This is a genomic window from Herbaspirillum sp. SJZ107 (assembly GCF_006715485.1).
GTDB lineage: Bacteria > Pseudomonadota > Gammaproteobacteria > Burkholderiales > Burkholderiaceae_D > Telluria.
Window position 1 is genome coordinate 1,761,178 of record NZ_VFNH01000001.1, and the last position, 15,988, is coordinate 1,777,165.

Below are 15,988 nucleotides of genomic sequence, written 5' to 3' on the forward strand. Positions count from 1 at the left end.
ACCTCGTTGGGTTGTGATGGAAAAGGCGCACACAGTCCGGTTGTGCCTACTGGAAAAATGTCTTGCGTCCGGCTAAACGTGTACGCGATAGCCGAGTCTGCTTGCATAAGGGGTGGGGGTTTTTGAGGGATGCCAAACGAAGCTGCTGGCATGGGAACTATCGAAATACGTCGCTAACGCACGGCGTTACTTGACCCGCTGCTTCTCCAGCTTGCGCGCCAGCGTCCGCCGGTGCATCCCCAGCCGCCGCGCCGCTTCGGAAATATTGAAATCGGTCTCGGCCAGCACCTCGTGGATGCGCTCCCACTCCAGCGTCTTGATCGAGGTCGAGCGGTTGGTCAGCTCCACTTCGACGTTGCCGGCCACATGGTCGAAGGCGGCTTCGATGTCGTCGGTGTTGGAAGGCTTGGCCAGGTACTGGCAGGCGCCCAGCTTGATCGCCTCGACCGCGGTGCCGATGCTGGCAAAGCCGGTCAGGACCACGATCAGCATCTCGGGATCGTGCTGGTGCAGCATCTGCACGCAGGCCAGGCCCGAGCTGTTGCCCTTCAGCTTGAGGTCGACCACGGCATAGCCGGGCGAATGCTGCTGCAGCAGGTCGGTGGCTTCTTCGAGGCCGGGGGCCAGCAGCACCTTGTAGCCGCGCCGCTCGAACGAGCGGCCGAGGGTGCGGGCAAAAGCGTCGTCGTCTTCGATGATCAGGAGCAGACGCTCGTTATCGAAGGCGCTATCGGTATCGGTATCAGTGTTGGACATGGTCTGGTTTCTTGTCCAGGGCAATTGCCGACAGCGGCAGGGTCAGCCTGACCTCGGCGCCGCCCTCGGGACGGTTGGTGGCGGCGACGAAGCCGCCCAGCGTGCGCGCCACGTTCACGGCCAGGAACAGGCCGAGTCCACCGCCGGGACGGCCCTTGCTGGACTGGTAGGGTTTGCCGAACTGGGCCAGCATGCTCGGCGCGAAGCCGGGGCCGCGGTCGCGCACGGTGAGGTTCAGGGTGCCGTCGTCGACGCCCGCTTCCAGGCTGACCCAGTCGGGCGAGGCTTCGAGTGCGTTGTCGAGCACGTTGTCGATCATCTGCTTGAGGGCCGAATCAAAGGCCACCGGCAGGTCGTCCTCGATGTGGTTGTCGTAGGCGAAATCGCGCACCGGGCGGCTGTCCTGCCATTCGTCGACCAGCTCGTCGAGGAAGCTGCGGATGGTGGTCCTCACCGCCGATTCGCCGCGCGTTTCGCCGGCCGACAGCAGGATGCTGGTGACGATCGACTTGCAGCGCTTGAGCTGGGTCTGCATCTCGTTCAGCTCTTCCAGCATTTCGGGGCTGCGCTTGAACTCGGGCATGCGCTTCCAGTCCCCCAGGATCACGGACACGGTCGCCAGCGGCGTGCCAAGCTCGTGGGCGGCGCCCGAGGCCAGCAGGCCCATGCGCACGATGTGCTCTTCCTCGGCGGCGCGCTGGCGCAGGTCGGCCAGCTGCGCGGCCCTCACCCTGAGCGTGGTCGAGATGCGCGAGATGAAGACCACCAGCAGCGCCGCATTCAGCACGAAGCAGATCAGCATGCCCTGCACGTACAGGCTGGCTATCCCGCGCGCGTGGTCGAACGGCAGCGGCAGCGGCTGGGCGAAGATCGAGAGGCCGGCCAGGCAGGCCAGCGTGATGCCGACGATGGTCCAGGTCGACCAGGCTTCCAGCAGCACCGCCGACAGGATCACCTGCAGCAGGTAGAGGAAGGCAAAGGGATTGGTGGTGCCGCCCGACAGGTAGAGCTGGATGGTCAGGCTGGCGACGTCGACCAGCAGCGCGAGGAACAGCTCGTTGTTGGTGACGGGGCGGTGTTCGTGCCAGCGCAGGTGGCTGGCGACGTTGAAGGCGATCAGGCAGGCCAGCACTTCGAGCATCTGCACCAGCGGCAGCTGCACCCCGAACACCAGGATGGCGGCGGCGATGGTGGTGACCTGGCCGATGACGGCGATCCAGCGCAGCTCGATCAGCTGCAGCATGTTCTTGTGGCCGGCCGCGTATTCGACGTCGGCAGCGGAATGCGCGCGCCGCAGCGCGGCCGCTATCGGTTTGCCGTCAGTTGTCGCGCTCATCGTCGTTTGCCCTGGTTCTGACTCCGGCGCGCATGGCCCACCACCACGCGCCGCCGACCATCAAGGCAAGAGCATACCAAGTGACCGCATAGACCAGGTGGCTGTTCGGGAATTTCACGACGGTGAGGCCGCCGATCGGGCGGTCCGGCGAATCCGGCGGGTTCTGGTCGGCGGCGGCGTCGACGAAGAACGGGGCCGCCTGCGGGACGCCGCGCGCGGCGGCGATCGCGCGGATGTCGCGCACGAACCAGCGGTTGGCGGCAGGGTCGTTGTTGCGGGTAAAAGCGCCGCCCTGCTCGCCGATGCGCAGCAGGCCGGTGATCGTCGTGGCCGCGGACGGCGCTGCCGTGCAGGGCGCCGGGCCGGCCTCCTGTGCCGCATAGCGCGTCGGCGCGCCCAGGTCGGACGGGATGAAGCCGCGGTTGACGATGATGATCTGGCCGTCGACGGTGCACAGCGGCGTCAGCAGCCAATAGCCGCTGCCCTGCTCGGTGAGCGCCTGGACGGGGGTGGTGAGGTCGTACAGATAGGTGCCGCGCAAGACGGTGCGACGGTATTCGTCGCCGGCGGCGGTGATGCCGGCCCAGCGCGCCGCGGGCGGCGGCGCCACCGGGGCGGCGTGCACGCGTGCTTCCACGCGTGCGATGAGGTCCAGTTTCCATTGCAGGCGATAGACCTGCCAGGTTCCGAGACCCGCGAACAGCACGATCAAGAGCAGTGCCAGGATAACCAGGAAGGGGTTGGACCGCTTGCCGGCGGCGCCCGGTACTGCTGCTTGATCGCTCTCTCGCATCGATGCTGCTTACTGCATGTCGTGCATGCCGTGCACGGCGGATCCGTCGTTGCTCATGTGCGGCATCATGTTGGCGTTCATGTGCATCATGACCCAGATCGAACCGACCATCACGATCGCCAGCAGGATGATGGTGAGCAGCAGCGCCATGAAGTTCCAGCCGCCTTCCGACTTGGTGTTCATGTGCAGGAAGTAGATCATGTGCACGACGACCTGGACGGCCGCGAACGCGAGGATCACGTACTTGGTCGTGCCCGGCTGCAGCTGGTGGGTCATCACCAGCCAGAACGGGATCGCGGTCAGGATCACCGACAGGATGAAACCGATCGCGTAATCCTTCAGGCTGCCATGGGCATGCAGGTGTTCGTCGTGATCGACGTGGTGGCCGTCGTGGCCGTGGCCGTGTGCGTGGTGCAGGTCGCTCATGGCAGGACTCCAATCAGGTAAACATAGGTGAACACGCCGATCCAGATGACGTCCAGGAAGTGCCAGAACATCGACAGGCAGGTCAGGCGGCGGTAGTTGGCGCCGTTGATGCCGTGCTTGCCGAGCTGGAACATCAGCGTGATGAGCCACACGATACCGAAGGTCACGTGCAGGCCGTGGGTGCCGACCAGCGCGAAGAACGAGGTCAGGAAGCCCGAACGCCACGGGCCGAAGCCTTCGTGGATCAGGTGCGTGAACTCGTACAGTTCCAGGTACAGGAAGCAGGCACCCAGGATGCCGGTGATGCCCAGCCAGATCTGGGTCTTGCCCAGGTTCTTCTTCGCCGCGGCCAGCATGGCGAAGCCGTAGGTGATCGACGAGAACAGCAGGAAGCCCGTGTTCAGGGCCACCAGCGGCAGGTCGAAGATCTCGGCGCCCGACGGGCCGCCTGCGTAGTTGCGGCCGAGGACGGCATAGGTCGCGAACAGGCAGGCGAAGATCAGGCAGTCGCTCATCAGGTAGATCCAGAAACCGAGCAGCGTGCCCTGTTCCGGATGATGTTCGCGCACGAAGTAGCGCGAGCTTGCGTCGGCGCCGCGAACGGCGCCTGCAGTGGTTGCTTTGATATCAGACATGGGCATTCAGCAGTCGGGTATGGGCTTCTTCCGTACGTGCCACTTCTTCCGCAGGGATGTAGAAGTCGCGCTTGTAGTTAAAGGTGTGGTAGATGATCGCGGCGAGCATCGCGATGAACGATGCGCCCACCAGCAGCCACATGTGCCAGATGATGCCGAAGCCGACGCCGGCCGACAGCACGGCGATCACGAAGCCGGCCCAGGTGTTCTTGGGCATGTGGATCGCGACGAAGTCGTTCAGCGGACGCTGGTAGCCGTTCTTCTTCATGTCGGCGAAGGTGTCGTTGTCGTACACCACCGGGGTGAAGGCGAAGTTGTAGTCAGGCGGCGGCGACGAGGTGGCCCACTCCAGGGTACGGCCATTCCACGGGTCGCCGGTCACGTCGCGCAGTGCCTTGCGGTTCATGATCGAGACGACGAACTGCATCAGCATGCAGCCGATACCGGCGGCGATCATCAGGGTGCCGAACAGCGAAACCTGGAACAGCCAGTGGATCGACGGGTCTTCGAAGTGGCTCATGCGGCGGGTGACGCCCATGAAGCCCAGCACGTACGGCGGGATGAAGGCGAACCAGAAGCCGATCGACCACAGCCAGAAGGAGCGCACGCCCCACTTCTTGTCCAGCTTGAAGCCGAACATCTTCGGCCACCAGTAGTTCACGCCGGCGAACAGGCCGAACAGCACGCCGCCGATGATCACGTTGTGGAAGTGAGCGATCAGGAACAGCGAGTTGTGCAGCACGAAGTCGGCTGCCGGCACCGCCAGCATCACGCCGGTCATGCCGCCGATGGTGAAGGTGATCATGAACGAGATGGTCCACATCATCGGCAGTTCATAGCGGATGCGGCCCTTGTACATGGTGAACAGCCAGTTGAACAGCTTGGCACCGGTCGGGATCGAGATGATCATCGTGGTGATGCCGAAGAACGAGTTCACGCTCGCGCCCGAGCCCATCGTGAAGAAGTGGTGCAGCCACACGAGGTAGGACAGGACCATGATGACGGTGGTCGCGTACACCATCGAGGTGTAGCCGAACAGGCGCTTGTTGCAGAAGGTCGGGACGACTTCGGAGAAGATACCGAAGGCCGGCAGAATCAGGATGTAGACCTCGGGGTGGCCCCAGATCCAGATCAGATTCACGTACATCATGGCGTTGCCGCCCAGTTCATTGGTGAAGAAGTGGGTGTCGAACAGACGGTCCAGGCCCAGCATCGCCAGCACGGCGGTCAGGATCGGGAAGGCCATCACGATCAGGATGTTGGTGCACAGTGCGGTCCAGGTGAAGACCGGCATCTTCATCAGGCCCATGCCCGGCGCGCGCATCTTGACGATGGTGACGACCAGGTTCACGCCCGACAGCAGCGTGCCGACACCGGCGATCTGCAGCGACCATATGTAATAGTCGACCCCGACATCAGGACTCGCCAGGATACCGGACAGCGGCGGGAAGGCCAGCCAGCCGGTGCGGGCGAATTCGCCGACGAACAGCGAAGCCATCACCAGGGCGGCGCCCATCGCGGTCATCCAGAACGAGAAGTTGTTCAGGAACGGGAAGGCCACGTCGCGCGCGCCGATCTGCAGCGGCACGATGTAGTTCATCAGGCCGGTGATCAGGGGCATCGCCACGAAGAAGATCATGATCACGCCGTGGGCGGTGAAGACCTGGTCGTAGTGATGCGGCGGCAGGAAGCCGTGCGAATCGCCGAACGAGAACGCCTGCTGGGCGCGCATCATCAGGGCGTCGGCGAAGCCGCGCAGGAACATGACGAGACCGAGGATCATGTACATGATGCCGATCTTCTTGTGGTCGATACTGGTGAACCAGTCCCTCCACAGGTAGCCCCAAAGCTTGAACTTGGTAATGGCGGCCAGGACGACGATGCCGCCCAGGATCACCGCGATGAAGGTACTGATCAGGATCGGCTCATGGTAGGGAATCGCTTCCCAGCTGAGCCGACCGAAGATCAACTTTGCTAAGTCAAATTGGTCGTTCATTGTGATTACTTCTTCTTCACAGTTTCGTTGGGCGTGGTGCATACCTCGCCGTTGGCCTGGGCCAGGCGGGTTGCCGCGGCTTGCGGCATGCGGGCCATGGCCATCTCATGCGACTTGCGCGCATCGTCCATCATCATCTTGTCCATGCAGACGACGCCGTCGACGACGCAGCGGTTCAGGACGCGATAGAACAGGTCGCCGTCGACGCCGGCGTAGCGGCGCACCGGATCCTTGATGGACGGCTTCTCGAGCGTCAGGTAGTTGGCGCGGTCGAGGTTGCCGCCGCCGGCTTTCACCGACTGCACCCAGCCGTCGAAATCGCCCTGGGCGACGCCGCGGTAGGCGAACTTCATGTCCGAATAGCCTGCGCCGCTGTAGTTCGACGAGATGCCGAAGGACGTGACCGGCTTGTTCTGGACGGCGTTCAGCGTGGTTTCCATGCCCGGCATCGCGTAGATCATGCCGGCCAGTTCAGGAACGTAAAACGCGTTCATGACCGAGGTCGCGCTGATCTTGAAGCGCACCGGCACGTCGACCGGCACCACCAGTTCGTTGACCGTCGCGATGCCCTGCTCCGGATAGATGAACAGCCACTTCCAGTCCATCGCGACGACCTGCACCACCAGCGGCTTGGTCGATGCCGGGATCGGACGGCCGGCGTCCAGGCGGTCGAGCGGACGGTAGGGGTCGAGCTTGTGGGTGGTAATCCAGGTGATCAGGCCCAGCACGATGATGATCAGGAGCGGTGCGCCCCAGATGACCAGTTCGAGCTTGGTCGAGTGATCCCAGTCGGGTTCGTAGGCGGCCTCGGTATTGCTCGCGCGGTACTTGCGGGCAAAGTAGATGACCAGGAAGATCACCGGGACGATAATCAACAGCATCAACAACACCGAAACGACGATGAGCTGTGCCTGCTGTGCAGCGATGTCACCGGACGGGTTCAGCACCACCGTGTTACAGCCGGAAAGCAGCGCTGCAGCCAACGGGGCGAGGAACAGTCCTCGACGGAGGGTTTTAGGAATCATGCTTGTGTTTTACGTTACATGGGAAAGATAACATGATAATGTAACGCCATCGGTGCACGTTTGGCGATTGGACGTTTTGTCCCACCCGTTTTTGTCCACCCGTTTTTTACCGTTTCGCAGCCGTAGCAGTCGTAGTCTTTCCGAGCAAGTCCAAACGCGCCGTTTGACATGAGGAGACGAAATATGCAGAGCACGAACACCACGTACGGCGACGCAGGCGCCGCACCCATCACCAGCCCGCAAAGCGGCGCACGCAACATCAACGCCCGCGACGGCCACGTCTCCCCCGGTGACATCGCAGTCGGCGTGGTCATCGGACGCGCCTCCGAGTATTTCGACTTCTTTGTATACGCGATCGCCTCGGTGCTGGTATTCCCGGCGGTGTTCTTCCCGTTCGCCGACCGCCTCGAAGGCACCCTGTATTCGTTCGCCATCTTCGCCCTTGCCTATATTGCACGTCCGATCGGCACCCTGGTCTTCATGTTCATCCAGCGCCATTTCAGCCGCGAAGTGAAGCTCACCATCGCCCTGTTCATGCTGGGCAGCGCCACCGTCGCCATTTCCTCGCTGCCGACCTACGCGCGCTGGGGCGAATGGTCGATCGTCGCACTGGCGGTCCTGCGCTGCGGCCAGGGCGCCGCGCTGGGCGGGTCCTGGGACGGCCTGCCTTCGCTGCTCGCGCTGAACGCGCCCGAGGGAAAACGCGGATGGTACGCCATGCTCGGTCAATTGGGAGCACCGGTGGGTTTCATCATCGCCGCCGGCATCTTCGCCTACATGATGACCCAGCTGTCGCAGGACGATTTCCTGGTCTGGGGCTGGCGTTTCCCGTTCTTCGTCGCCTTCGCGATCAACGTGGTCGCCCTGTTCGCCCGCCTGCGCCTGGTGTCCACCCACGACTACGTGCACCTGCTGGACGAGCACCAGCTCGACGCCGTGCCGGCGCGTGAAGTCTTCGGCAAGCAATGGACCACGATCGCCCTGGGCGCCCTCGCCGCCCTGGCCAGCTACGCGCTGTTCCACCTCGTGACCGTGTTCCCGCTGTCCTGGATCCAGCTGTACGACACCCGTTCGGTGGCCGACTTCCTGGTCGTCCAGATCTGGGGCGCGGGCGTCGCCATCCTCGGCGTGCTGGCCTCGGGCCTGATCGCCGACAGGTTCGGGCGCCGCAATACGCTCGGCACGCTGGCGATTCTGATCGCGATCTTCTCGTTCTTCGTGCCGACCCTGATCGATGGCGGCGTGTCGGGCCAGAACACCTTCATCCTGCTCGGCTTCCTGCTGCTCGGCCTGTCGTACGGCCAGGCCGCGGGCGCCGTCACCTCGAACTTCCTGCCGCAGTACCGCTATACCGGCGCCGCCTTCACCTCCGACCTGGCCTGGCTGGTGGGCGCGGCCTTCGCGCCGCTGGTTGCCCTCGGCCTGGCTGCCAACTTCGGCCTCGGTTACGTCAGCCTGTACCTGCTGTCGGGTGCGGTCGGCTCGCTGGCGGCACTCAGCCTGAACCGCGCCCTGGAGATCAGGAACTGAGCAGGCACTGAATCAGCAGAGCTTGAGCCCCGGTCGATACCGGGGCTTTTTTTTTGCTGCCCAGCCGTGCGCTGCGTCCGGGGCGGAGCCGCGATAATGAAGCCATCCAATGGATGGAGGCTGCCATGCAGCGTCGCCGTCTTCTCATGCTCGGCCTTGCTTGCGCCCTGCCCGCCAGAGTGCCCGCCGGGGTGCCCTCAGCAGAACTCTGGCAGCGCCTGCAGGGCGGAGGACTCGTGCTGCTGGTCCGGCATGCCGCCACCGACCCGGGCATCGGCGATCCGCCCGGCTTCGCGCTGGCCCAGTGCCGCACCCAGCGTAACCTGTCCGCCAGCGGCCGGCGCGACGCCGAGGCGCTCGGCGCATTGGTCCGTGCCCACGGCGTTCCGGTCGGCCAGGTGTGGTCGAGCCGCTGGTGCCGCTGCCTCGATACCGCCCGCCTCGCCTTCGGCCGGGCCGAACCCGAACCGCTGCTCGATTCGCTGTTCCAGCAGGATGCCGGCCATGTCCGCGCCGCCACCGCCGCGCTGCGTGCGCGTCTGGCGGCTCCGCCAGCCGGTGCCAATACCGTGCTGGTCACGCACGACATCAATATCCGCGCCCTGGTCGACGAATCGGTCGCGTCCGGCGAAGTCCTGGTCCTGCGCCCCGCTCCGGGCCGTCTGGAAGTCCTCGGGCGCCTGTGGCGGCCTGGCTGATCCGCAATCTCACTCACGGGAGTCACCATGAAACGCCGCCTGCTGCTCTCCGCCCTGCTCTCCACCCTGCTGGCCGGTACCGCCTGGGCCCACCATGGCTGGAGCGAGTACGACGACAAGAAGCCGCTCGAGCTCAAGGGCACCATCGAATCCTCGGGTTACCAGCAGCCGCATGGCTTCGTCGCGCTGAAGACCGCCGGCAAGACCTGGCACGTGGTCCTGGCGCCGCCGGGCCGCATGGACAACCGTGGCCTGGCCAGGGAGATGCTGGCCGCCGGCACCGCCGCCACCGTGTACGGCTATCCGCACCGCAGCAAGCCGGAGGAATTGCGCGCCGAGCGCATCACGATCGCCGGCAAGACCACCGAGCTGCGCTGACCGTGCTCGCGGGCGCGGCACCGGGCGGCCTGGCCGGCCTGGCGCAGTGGATCGCGGCGACCGCCCCGGCCCAGGCCATGCGCACCAATGCCTGGCTGTACCCGGCGGTCGAGACCGTGCACATCGTCGGCTTCGTGCTGCTGGTGGGCGCGGTGGCGATGTTCGACCTGCGCGTGCTCGGGTTCGGGCGCGCGCTGCCGCCGCGCGAACTGGCGCGCCACCTGCTGCCGTGGTCGGCCGGCAGCTTGCTGCTGGTGGTGCCGAGCGGGCTGCTGCTGCTGTCGGCGCAGGCGGCTGACATGCTGCGCAATCCGGTGTTCCTGCTGAAGATGGTTCTGGTGGTGGTGGCCGGGCTGAATGCGCTGGCCTTTCACCTCGGGTCGTGGTGGCGCACCCGCGGCAGCGGCGCGCCGACGGTCGCGGCGCGCGTGAATGCGGCGCTGTCGCTGCTGTTCTGGGTGGCGGTGATTGCGTGCGCGCGCATGCTGGCTTACGTGTGAGCCTGTACGATGCGTGGACGGCGAGCCGTCCACCCTACAGCAAGCGCGCCATTTGCATCAGCCCAGCGCGGTATCGAGCACCGTCATCAGGATGAAGCCGAACACCAGTGCCCCGCTGGCCCAGGTGCCGTTGCCGTTTTCCTGCGACTCCGGCACCACGTCGTTGACGATCACGAACAGCATCGCCCCAGCAGCCGCCGCCAGCGCAAACGGCAGCAGGCCCGCCGAGACGCCGATCACGGCCACGCCGGCAGCCGCGGCGATCGGCTCGATCACGCCGGACAGCATGCCAAGCGCCGCCGACAGCACGCGGCCATAGCCGACCGTGCGCAGGGCCAGTGCCACCACCAGGCCTTCCGGGACGTCCTGGATCGAAATGCCGGTCGCCAGGGAGTTCGCCTTGGACAGGTCGATGCCGCCGTAGGCGACGCCGATCGCCAGGCCTTCCGGCAGGTTGTGCAGGGCCACCGCCCAGACGAACAGCCAGGCGCGCCGCATCGAGTGCGACAGGCGCGCATCCTCGGTGTCGAGGATGCCGTCGGTGCTGATGAAGCGGCCCATCAGCAGCAGCAGGGTGGCGCCGATCATGATGCCGGCACCGACGGTCAGGCTGGCGCCCCAGTTGCCGGCACCGGCCGCCTTGGAGGCGGCCAGCGCCGGGATCACCAGCGAGAACGCGGTCGCGCCGAGCATCACGCCGGCACCGAAGCCGAGGAAGCAGTCGTAGGTCCGTTTCGAGAAATTCTGGGAGAACAGGATCGGCAGCGTGCCGAGCGCGGTCGCGGCGGCGGCAGTACCGCCGCCCAGCAGCGCGGCGCGCAAATTCGGGGAGGCATGCGTGATCTGGTTGACCAGGCCGGCGATCAGCAGCAGGCAGCCGAGCACGCAGATGAACATGCCGACCGCGCGGCGCGGGGTCGACAGGCGTGCAATGCCGCCCGCGGGCCGGGCTTTGTGCGCATGCGTTTCCATATTGATATCCTAAACGAAAAACAGCGCCGCACAGCACGAGGCTGCGCGGCGCCGGTTGCCGATGCGAAGCCGCGTCCTGCGGGCATTCGCATCGTGACTGGCGTGCCGCGACCTTATTTCGGGGCGCCCGGGCTCGGGATCGCGCCCGGTTGCACGGTCAGGCCGTCGGCGGTGGTCTGGTTGCCCATGCCCAGTTCGGCGCCGGTCGGCGGATCGACAGCCGGATTCGACATGGTGCGCTCGGCAAACGCCTTGAGGATGTCGATGTCTTTCGCCGGCAGCTTGACCTCGGCTTCGCCGGTGCCGCCATCGACTGCCATCTGCTTCTCGCGGTCGGTGACGAATTCCCACTGCTCGCCCTGGTTCCACGAACCGCGCATTTCGCCCGGGCCCTGGGACATGTTGAAGTAGGTGTTGGAAAAACGCGGATCGACCGGCATTTTCCCTGGCGGGAAGTTCGGGTTCATCGAGTACAGCGCTTTTTCGAAGGACTTCTGGTGCGCCACTTCGCGCGTCATCAGGAAGGTCAACGCTTCCTTGACGCCCGCATCGTCGGTACACGCAATCAGACGCTCGTAGACGATCTTGGCGCGGGCTTCGGCGGCAATGTTCGAACGCAGGTCGGCACTCGGCTCGCCGATGGTGTCGATGTAGGCCGCAGTCCAGGGCACGCCGGCCGAGTTGATCAGTGGGGTGCCGGCACCGTACAGGATCTGGGTGACGTGGCTGTCATTGCCGCCGCCGCTGATCTTGCGATACATCTCCGCTTCGGTATCGACCGCTTCGGCCAGCTGGCCCTTGGCGCCCTTGTTCAGCATCGCGATGATGTGGCCGATGATTTCCAGGTGGCTCAGCTCCTCGGTGGCGATGTCGTAGAGCATGTCCTTGCGGCCCGGATCGTCTTCGCTGACGGCCTGGGTGAAGTAACGCATGGCGGCGGCCAGTTCGCCCTGCGGCCCGCCGAACTGTTCCAGCATCAGATTGGCCAGGCCCGGATTCGGTTCGCTGACGCGCACCGTGTACTGCAAGCGTTTGTTGTGTGCAAACATGCGTAGTCCTCCTAGATAGTTGTGTATCAGAAACGTCCTGCGGACATACTCCTGATTCGGGGGTGTGGTCACACTTGCCTTGTGACTAACCATGGACCCATCATCGCAGGCTGAGGATTTGTCGGAATCGGAGCGTTTGCCGTGTCTGTGTAGGACAAAAGACGACAGCCTGTCGAGCTAGCTTGATAGCAATGTTATGATGCAACTTTTCGAGCCGATAGTTTTTGACAATAACTCTAATAGCCTTTTCTAGCGGCTTACCTTGAGGTGTAATAGACTCGTTTAATTGAATTTTTTCCCTTCTGGAAAGTGAACGATGACCGCTTCCGAATCCGTCCTGCGCGATGCCTGTGCCGCCGACGCCGCTGCCATGGCCGCGATCTATAACCACTACGTAGCCACGACCGTGATTTCGATGGAATCGGACCCGGTCGGCGCCGACGAGATGATGCGCCGCCTCGCCGACGTGCAGGGCGCCGCCCTGCCCTGGCTGGTCCTGGTGGACGGTGGCGTGGTCCTGGGCTATGCCTACGCCAGCAAATGGCGCGCCCGGCCCGGCTACCGTCATGCGGTCGAGTCGAGCGTCTACGTGGATGCCGCGCAGCGCGGCCGTGGGCTGGGATCGACGCTGTACCGCGCTCTGATCGCGCGCCTGGCCGGGCGCTTCCACTGCGTCATCGGGGGCATCGCCCTGCCCAACCCGGCCAGTGTCGGCCTGCACGAACGCCTCGGCTTCCGCCAGGTTGCCTGTTTCACGGAAGTCGGTTACAAGTTCGGCGGCTGGATCGACGTCGGTTACTGGCAGCTGCACCTGCCGGCCTCGCCGTCGCCGGAAATGTCAGCGTAGGAGACTGTGGGCCGCGAACTGACAACCCCTTGCGTAGAATTCCTACGTGCGTGTCATGGCATTAAGCATAAGATGGACATATCGACAAAACCACTGGAGCAGATGATGTTTTCTCTCAAAAAGCTGAGCCCGTCCATCACCGACATGATCCGCTTCGACCATTCGCACGTGATGGTCACCTTCCACCAGTACACCCGCGACAAGCGTCCGAGCGTCAAGAAGGCATTGGCCGAAACCATCTGCGATGCACTGGAAATCCACGCCACGCTGGAAGAGGAAGTCTTCTACCCGGTGATGCGCCCGAAAGCACATGACCAGAAGGTCATGGAAAAGAGCGAGCCGGAGCACGACGAAATGCGCGCCGTGATCGCCGAGCTGCGCCGCACCGATCCGAAATCGCCGCGCCACGACGAGCTGGTGTTCGAACTGATGCGTGACGTGGTGCACCACGTGGCCGACGAGGAAACCGTGCTGCTGCCGGATGCCGAGCGCACCCTGAGCAAGGACCGTCTGTCGGAATTGGGCGCCCAGATGACCAGGCGCCGCCTGGAACTGGTGACGCCGAAGGCCGGCAAGATTGCCAAGAACACCGCGGTCGGTTTCTCCGGCAGCACCGCTGCACTGGTGGTCGGCGTGGCCAGCGCGCTGTTCGCCGCCAAGGCGTTCGGCCGCAAGACTGCCTGAGCGGCGTTTCGCGCCAGCTATCTGCCCGCAAGCATGTTCGCGCACGCTTGCGGGCATTTCGTTTGTACTAGGTCATTTCCCCGCGGCCAGCCGGCGGCAACCTTCCAGGCCACGCTCGGGATTGGTGCCCCAATCCGCGGTGTGGATGGCGTCGCCGATCCGTTCCAGCAGGACCGCCAGCGTCTGGCGGTCTTTCGCGACGCACGCCATGTAGGCGTAGCGGTTCAGACGATGGGGACTGTCGGGGAAACGGGCCAGCAGATCCTCGAAGGACGCTTTCATCCGCGGCCAGTCCGCCAGGCTGTCCTCGAACAGGTCGAAGCCATACTGGTCGCCGGCGGCCATCGAATACAGCCGCGCATACATACTGGTCCCGAACCGGGCGCGCGTCTGCTGGACCGCGTGGTTGACGTAACTGTCGAGTATCCTGGCATCGCCGTGCCATTTCGGTAGCAGGCTGAACGCCACTGCGAAGATCAGCTCGGTATCCTCGGGATTGCGCTTCAGCCCATCGTCGGCGATGGCGATGAGCTGTTCGGGTTTCCATGCCAGTCCCCTGCCGATCTGGATCAGGACATGGTGGGCATAGCTGTCAGTCAATGCCACGTCGGCATGCGCATGCAGGTATTCTGCTGCGCGGCGCAGATAGGCATGGAAATCCTGCCAGGCCGCGGGCGGAACATCCTTTGCATAGCTGCCGCCGCGGTAGGACCAGCCATGCGCATACAGTGCCCTGGCGTGCAGGACGTGGGCAAAGGCCGACTTCGGGTGCTCGGTGGCCCACTGCAGCGTCAGGCGGTCGACTTCCTGCAGATAGGCCTCGACGTTGCCGACGTCATTCGAGAAGACAGTGTTGAGTCCGCCGCGGAACAGGTCGAGCTGGGAGGTCGCGTCGGGCTCGATACGGCCCGGCTGGCTGTAGTAGGCGTTCTGCCGTTCGAGTTCGGCAAAGTCGCCGGTCCAGAATGCTTCCTGGGCGGCCTGCGTGATCGGCGGCAGCGGCTTGTCGGCCGCGCATGCCGAGGCGGCCGCCACGCAGGCAAGCACGCCCGACAGCAGGATCGATGATGCGAACTTCATGGCTTGCCTCCTTGCGTGGCGGCACCGCGGGTGGACGGCTCCAGGTCCCATACCATCTCGAATGTCTGCGCCGGCCCCGACCCGGACGGTGCGACGCTGGCGCCGCCCAGGGCGTAATGCACGGCGAGCGCGTCGAAGGTATCCTCGAACGCGACCGGCCGCACGCCGCGGATGCCGCGCACCTGGATGCGGCGGTCGATCACGCTGGCCTGGACCGGCTTGCCGCCGGCATCGAAACGGCGCGTTACGCGGGTGACGCCGGTGACGTCGAAGCGTGCCGCCATCTTCGGATAGGCCGGCGGCGCGGCACTGGCTGCCGTCCTGGGCTTGGTACGCGCGGTGCCCGCTTCGCGCTCGAAGGCGTCGCCGAAACCTTCGCCCGCAGTGATCAAGGTGCCATAGCGGAAGGCAGTCAGCGCCTCGGCGGCCGGACGGCCCTGCGCCAGGCTGACGCCGAGCCACCAGCGCTGGAATGCGCAGCGGGTCGGCCAGGGCATGCTGTCGTAGCGCTCGCGCTCCGCCAGCAGGATCGACGCCAGCACCGGACTCAGGGCCAGCGGCGGCCGCGCGCCGCCGCTCCGTATCTGCACGACGGCTTCCATGCCCGCCTCCTGCGGCAGCGGATCGGGCCACGGCGGCGGCGCCGGGTGCGGCTTGCCCCAGGCTTCCAGCAGGCGGCGCTCGGTGGCCAGCGCCGCCGCGCGTGCCTGGGGCGGCATCGCCTGTACGCGCACGATCCGGGTCAGGAAATCGTGATGGCGATCATGGCCGGCGTTGGCGCACACCGCCGGCGTGGCCCGGATGGCGTCGAGGGTCGCCTTTTCGTAGGCGGCATCGCCAGGTGCCAGCTGCCACAGTGCCAGCTCGTTCAGCATGCGCGCGAACACGGCGTAATACACCGGTCCTGATGGCGCCTTGCCGTCGGGACCGGCCTGCAGCCGGCGTTCTTCCTCGATCCACCGCGGTACCAGTGTGTGCATGCGTGCCAGGTGGGCAGCGGCGATGGCATCGGCTTCCGTACGCAAGCCAGGGTCGAGCTTGATGTCAGGCGGCATAATGAAGACCAGGCCGAGATCGCGTTCCACGCGCTGCGCCATCGCCGCGTCTTCCTCGCTCGGCACGTTGGCCGCGGCAGGTGGAACGGCGCAGGCGCTCCCGGCGAGGATGCCGATCGACAGCAGGAGACCGATGCGCAAGCTGAATGTGCTCATGACTTTCCGATCGAAAATAGATCAGATCAGTTTAATATGTCATTTAAGCAATAGCCAGCGTTTCGTGCCGTC

At 64.9% G+C, this 15,988-nt stretch carries 17 protein-coding genes; 6 read left to right on the forward strand and 11 right to left on the reverse strand.

Translation table 11 applies throughout. From position 1 onward, the window contains the following. Positions 1-186: 186 nt before the first annotated feature. From FBX97_RS07890 to cyoA, 7 genes are read right to left on the reverse strand one after another with little or no spacing between them, the layout of a single operon-like run. A complete protein-coding gene (locus FBX97_RS07890) occupies positions 187-756 on the reverse strand; it encodes a response regulator transcription factor (protein ID WP_141830105.1) in 570 nt (189 codons plus the stop codon). Next, a complete protein-coding gene (locus tag FBX97_RS07895; protein WP_141830107.1) occupies positions 743-2,092 on the reverse strand; it encodes an ATP-binding protein in 1,350 nt (449 codons plus the stop codon). Before FBX97_RS07895 ends, FBX97_RS07890 begins: the two co-directional genes overlap by 14 nt. Continuing rightward, positions 2,076-2,885, reverse strand: a complete 810-nt coding sequence (locus tag FBX97_RS07900) for an SURF1 family protein (protein WP_141830108.1) — start codon at positions 2,883-2,885, stop codon at positions 2,076-2,078. The genes FBX97_RS07895 and FBX97_RS07900 overlap by 17 nt, the downstream gene beginning before the upstream one ends. 9 nt (positions 2,886-2,894) lie before the next feature. Further along, a complete protein-coding gene (gene cyoD, locus FBX97_RS07905; protein ID WP_141830110.1) occupies positions 2,895-3,311 on the reverse strand; it encodes a cytochrome o ubiquinol oxidase subunit IV in 417 nt (138 codons plus the stop codon). Continuing rightward, positions 3,308-3,946 carry a cytochrome o ubiquinol oxidase subunit III gene (gene cyoC / locus FBX97_RS07910; RefSeq protein WP_141830112.1) on the reverse strand — a complete coding sequence of 213 codons (639 nt, stop codon included), beginning with the start codon at positions 3,944-3,946 and terminating at the stop codon, positions 3,308-3,310. Before cyoC ends, cyoD begins: the two co-directional genes overlap by 4 nt. After that, the gene (gene cyoB / locus FBX97_RS07915; RefSeq protein WP_141830113.1) at positions 3,939-5,942 is read right to left on the reverse strand and encodes a cytochrome o ubiquinol oxidase subunit I; all 2,004 of its coding nucleotides are present in this window, start codon (positions 5,940-5,942) and stop codon (positions 3,939-3,941) included. The genes cyoC and cyoB overlap by 8 nt, the downstream gene beginning before the upstream one ends. 5 nt (positions 5,943-5,947) lie before the next feature. Continuing rightward, entirely contained in the window at positions 5,948-6,967 is a 1,020-nt protein-coding gene (gene cyoA / locus FBX97_RS07920) for a ubiquinol oxidase subunit II (protein ID WP_141830115.1), read from the reverse strand. A 183-nt stretch (positions 6,968-7,150) separates the two neighbouring features. Here cyoA and FBX97_RS07925 point away from each other — a divergent pair, with 183 nt between their 5' ends. From FBX97_RS07925 to FBX97_RS07940, 4 genes are all read left to right on the forward strand, one after another. Continuing rightward, positions 7,151-8,497, forward strand: coding sequence for an MFS transporter (locus FBX97_RS07925; RefSeq protein ID WP_141830116.1), 1,347 nt, complete (start codon positions 7,151-7,153; stop codon positions 8,495-8,497). Between the two features lie 125 nt (positions 8,498-8,622). Then, positions 8,623-9,195, forward strand: coding sequence for a histidine phosphatase family protein (locus FBX97_RS07930; protein WP_141830118.1), 573 nt, complete (start codon positions 8,623-8,625; stop codon positions 9,193-9,195). 27 nt (positions 9,196-9,222) lie between these two features. Then, positions 9,223-9,573, forward strand: a complete 351-nt coding sequence (locus tag FBX97_RS07935; protein ID WP_141830119.1) for a DUF6152 family protein — start codon at positions 9,223-9,225, stop codon at positions 9,571-9,573. 2 nt (positions 9,574-9,575) lie between these two features. Further along, complete coding sequence (locus tag FBX97_RS07940) at positions 9,576-10,073, forward strand: hypothetical protein (protein WP_255517345.1); 498 nt, start codon at positions 9,576-9,578, stop codon at positions 10,071-10,073. A gap of 57 nt (positions 10,074-10,130) precedes the next feature. On the opposite strand, the gene FBX97_RS07945 is transcribed toward FBX97_RS07940, so the two are convergent. Together FBX97_RS07945 and FBX97_RS07950 are read right to left on the reverse strand one after the other, a co-directional pair. Continuing rightward, positions 10,131-11,045 carry a ZIP family metal transporter gene (locus FBX97_RS07945; protein ID WP_141830121.1) on the reverse strand — a complete coding sequence of 305 codons (915 nt, stop codon included), beginning with the start codon at positions 11,043-11,045 and terminating at the stop codon, positions 10,131-10,133. A gap of 113 nt (positions 11,046-11,158) precedes the next feature. Beyond that, positions 11,159-12,094: a manganese catalase family protein gene (locus FBX97_RS07950; RefSeq protein WP_141830122.1), complete on the reverse strand. Its 936-nt coding sequence runs from the start codon at positions 12,092-12,094 to the stop codon at positions 11,159-11,161. A 316-nt stretch (positions 12,095-12,410) separates the two neighbouring features. On the opposite strand from FBX97_RS07950, the gene FBX97_RS07955 reads away from it, so the two are divergent. Both FBX97_RS07955 and FBX97_RS07960 read left to right on the forward strand, forming a co-directional pair. Next, positions 12,411-12,941: an arsinothricin resistance N-acetyltransferase ArsN1 family B gene (locus FBX97_RS07955; RefSeq protein WP_141830124.1), complete on the forward strand. Its 531-nt coding sequence runs from the start codon at positions 12,411-12,413 to the stop codon at positions 12,939-12,941. Positions 12,942-13,046: 105 nt separating this feature from the next. Continuing rightward, the gene (locus tag FBX97_RS07960) at positions 13,047-13,625 is read left to right on the forward strand and encodes a hemerythrin domain-containing protein (RefSeq protein ID WP_141830126.1); all 579 of its coding nucleotides are present in this window, start codon (positions 13,047-13,049) and stop codon (positions 13,623-13,625) included. A gap of 72 nt (positions 13,626-13,697) precedes the next feature. Here the strand turns inward: FBX97_RS07960 and FBX97_RS07965 are convergent, their stop codons facing one another. Then, positions 13,698-14,705 (reverse strand): DUF4034 domain-containing protein, encoded by a 1,008-nt coding sequence (locus tag FBX97_RS07965; RefSeq protein WP_141830127.1) that lies wholly within the window; start codon positions 14,703-14,705, stop codon positions 13,698-13,700. After that, positions 14,702-15,916: a hypothetical protein gene (locus FBX97_RS07970; protein ID WP_141830129.1), complete on the reverse strand. Its 1,215-nt coding sequence runs from the start codon at positions 15,914-15,916 to the stop codon at positions 14,702-14,704. Before FBX97_RS07970 ends, FBX97_RS07965 begins: the two co-directional genes overlap by 4 nt. Positions 15,917-15,988 lie beyond the last annotated feature (72 nt).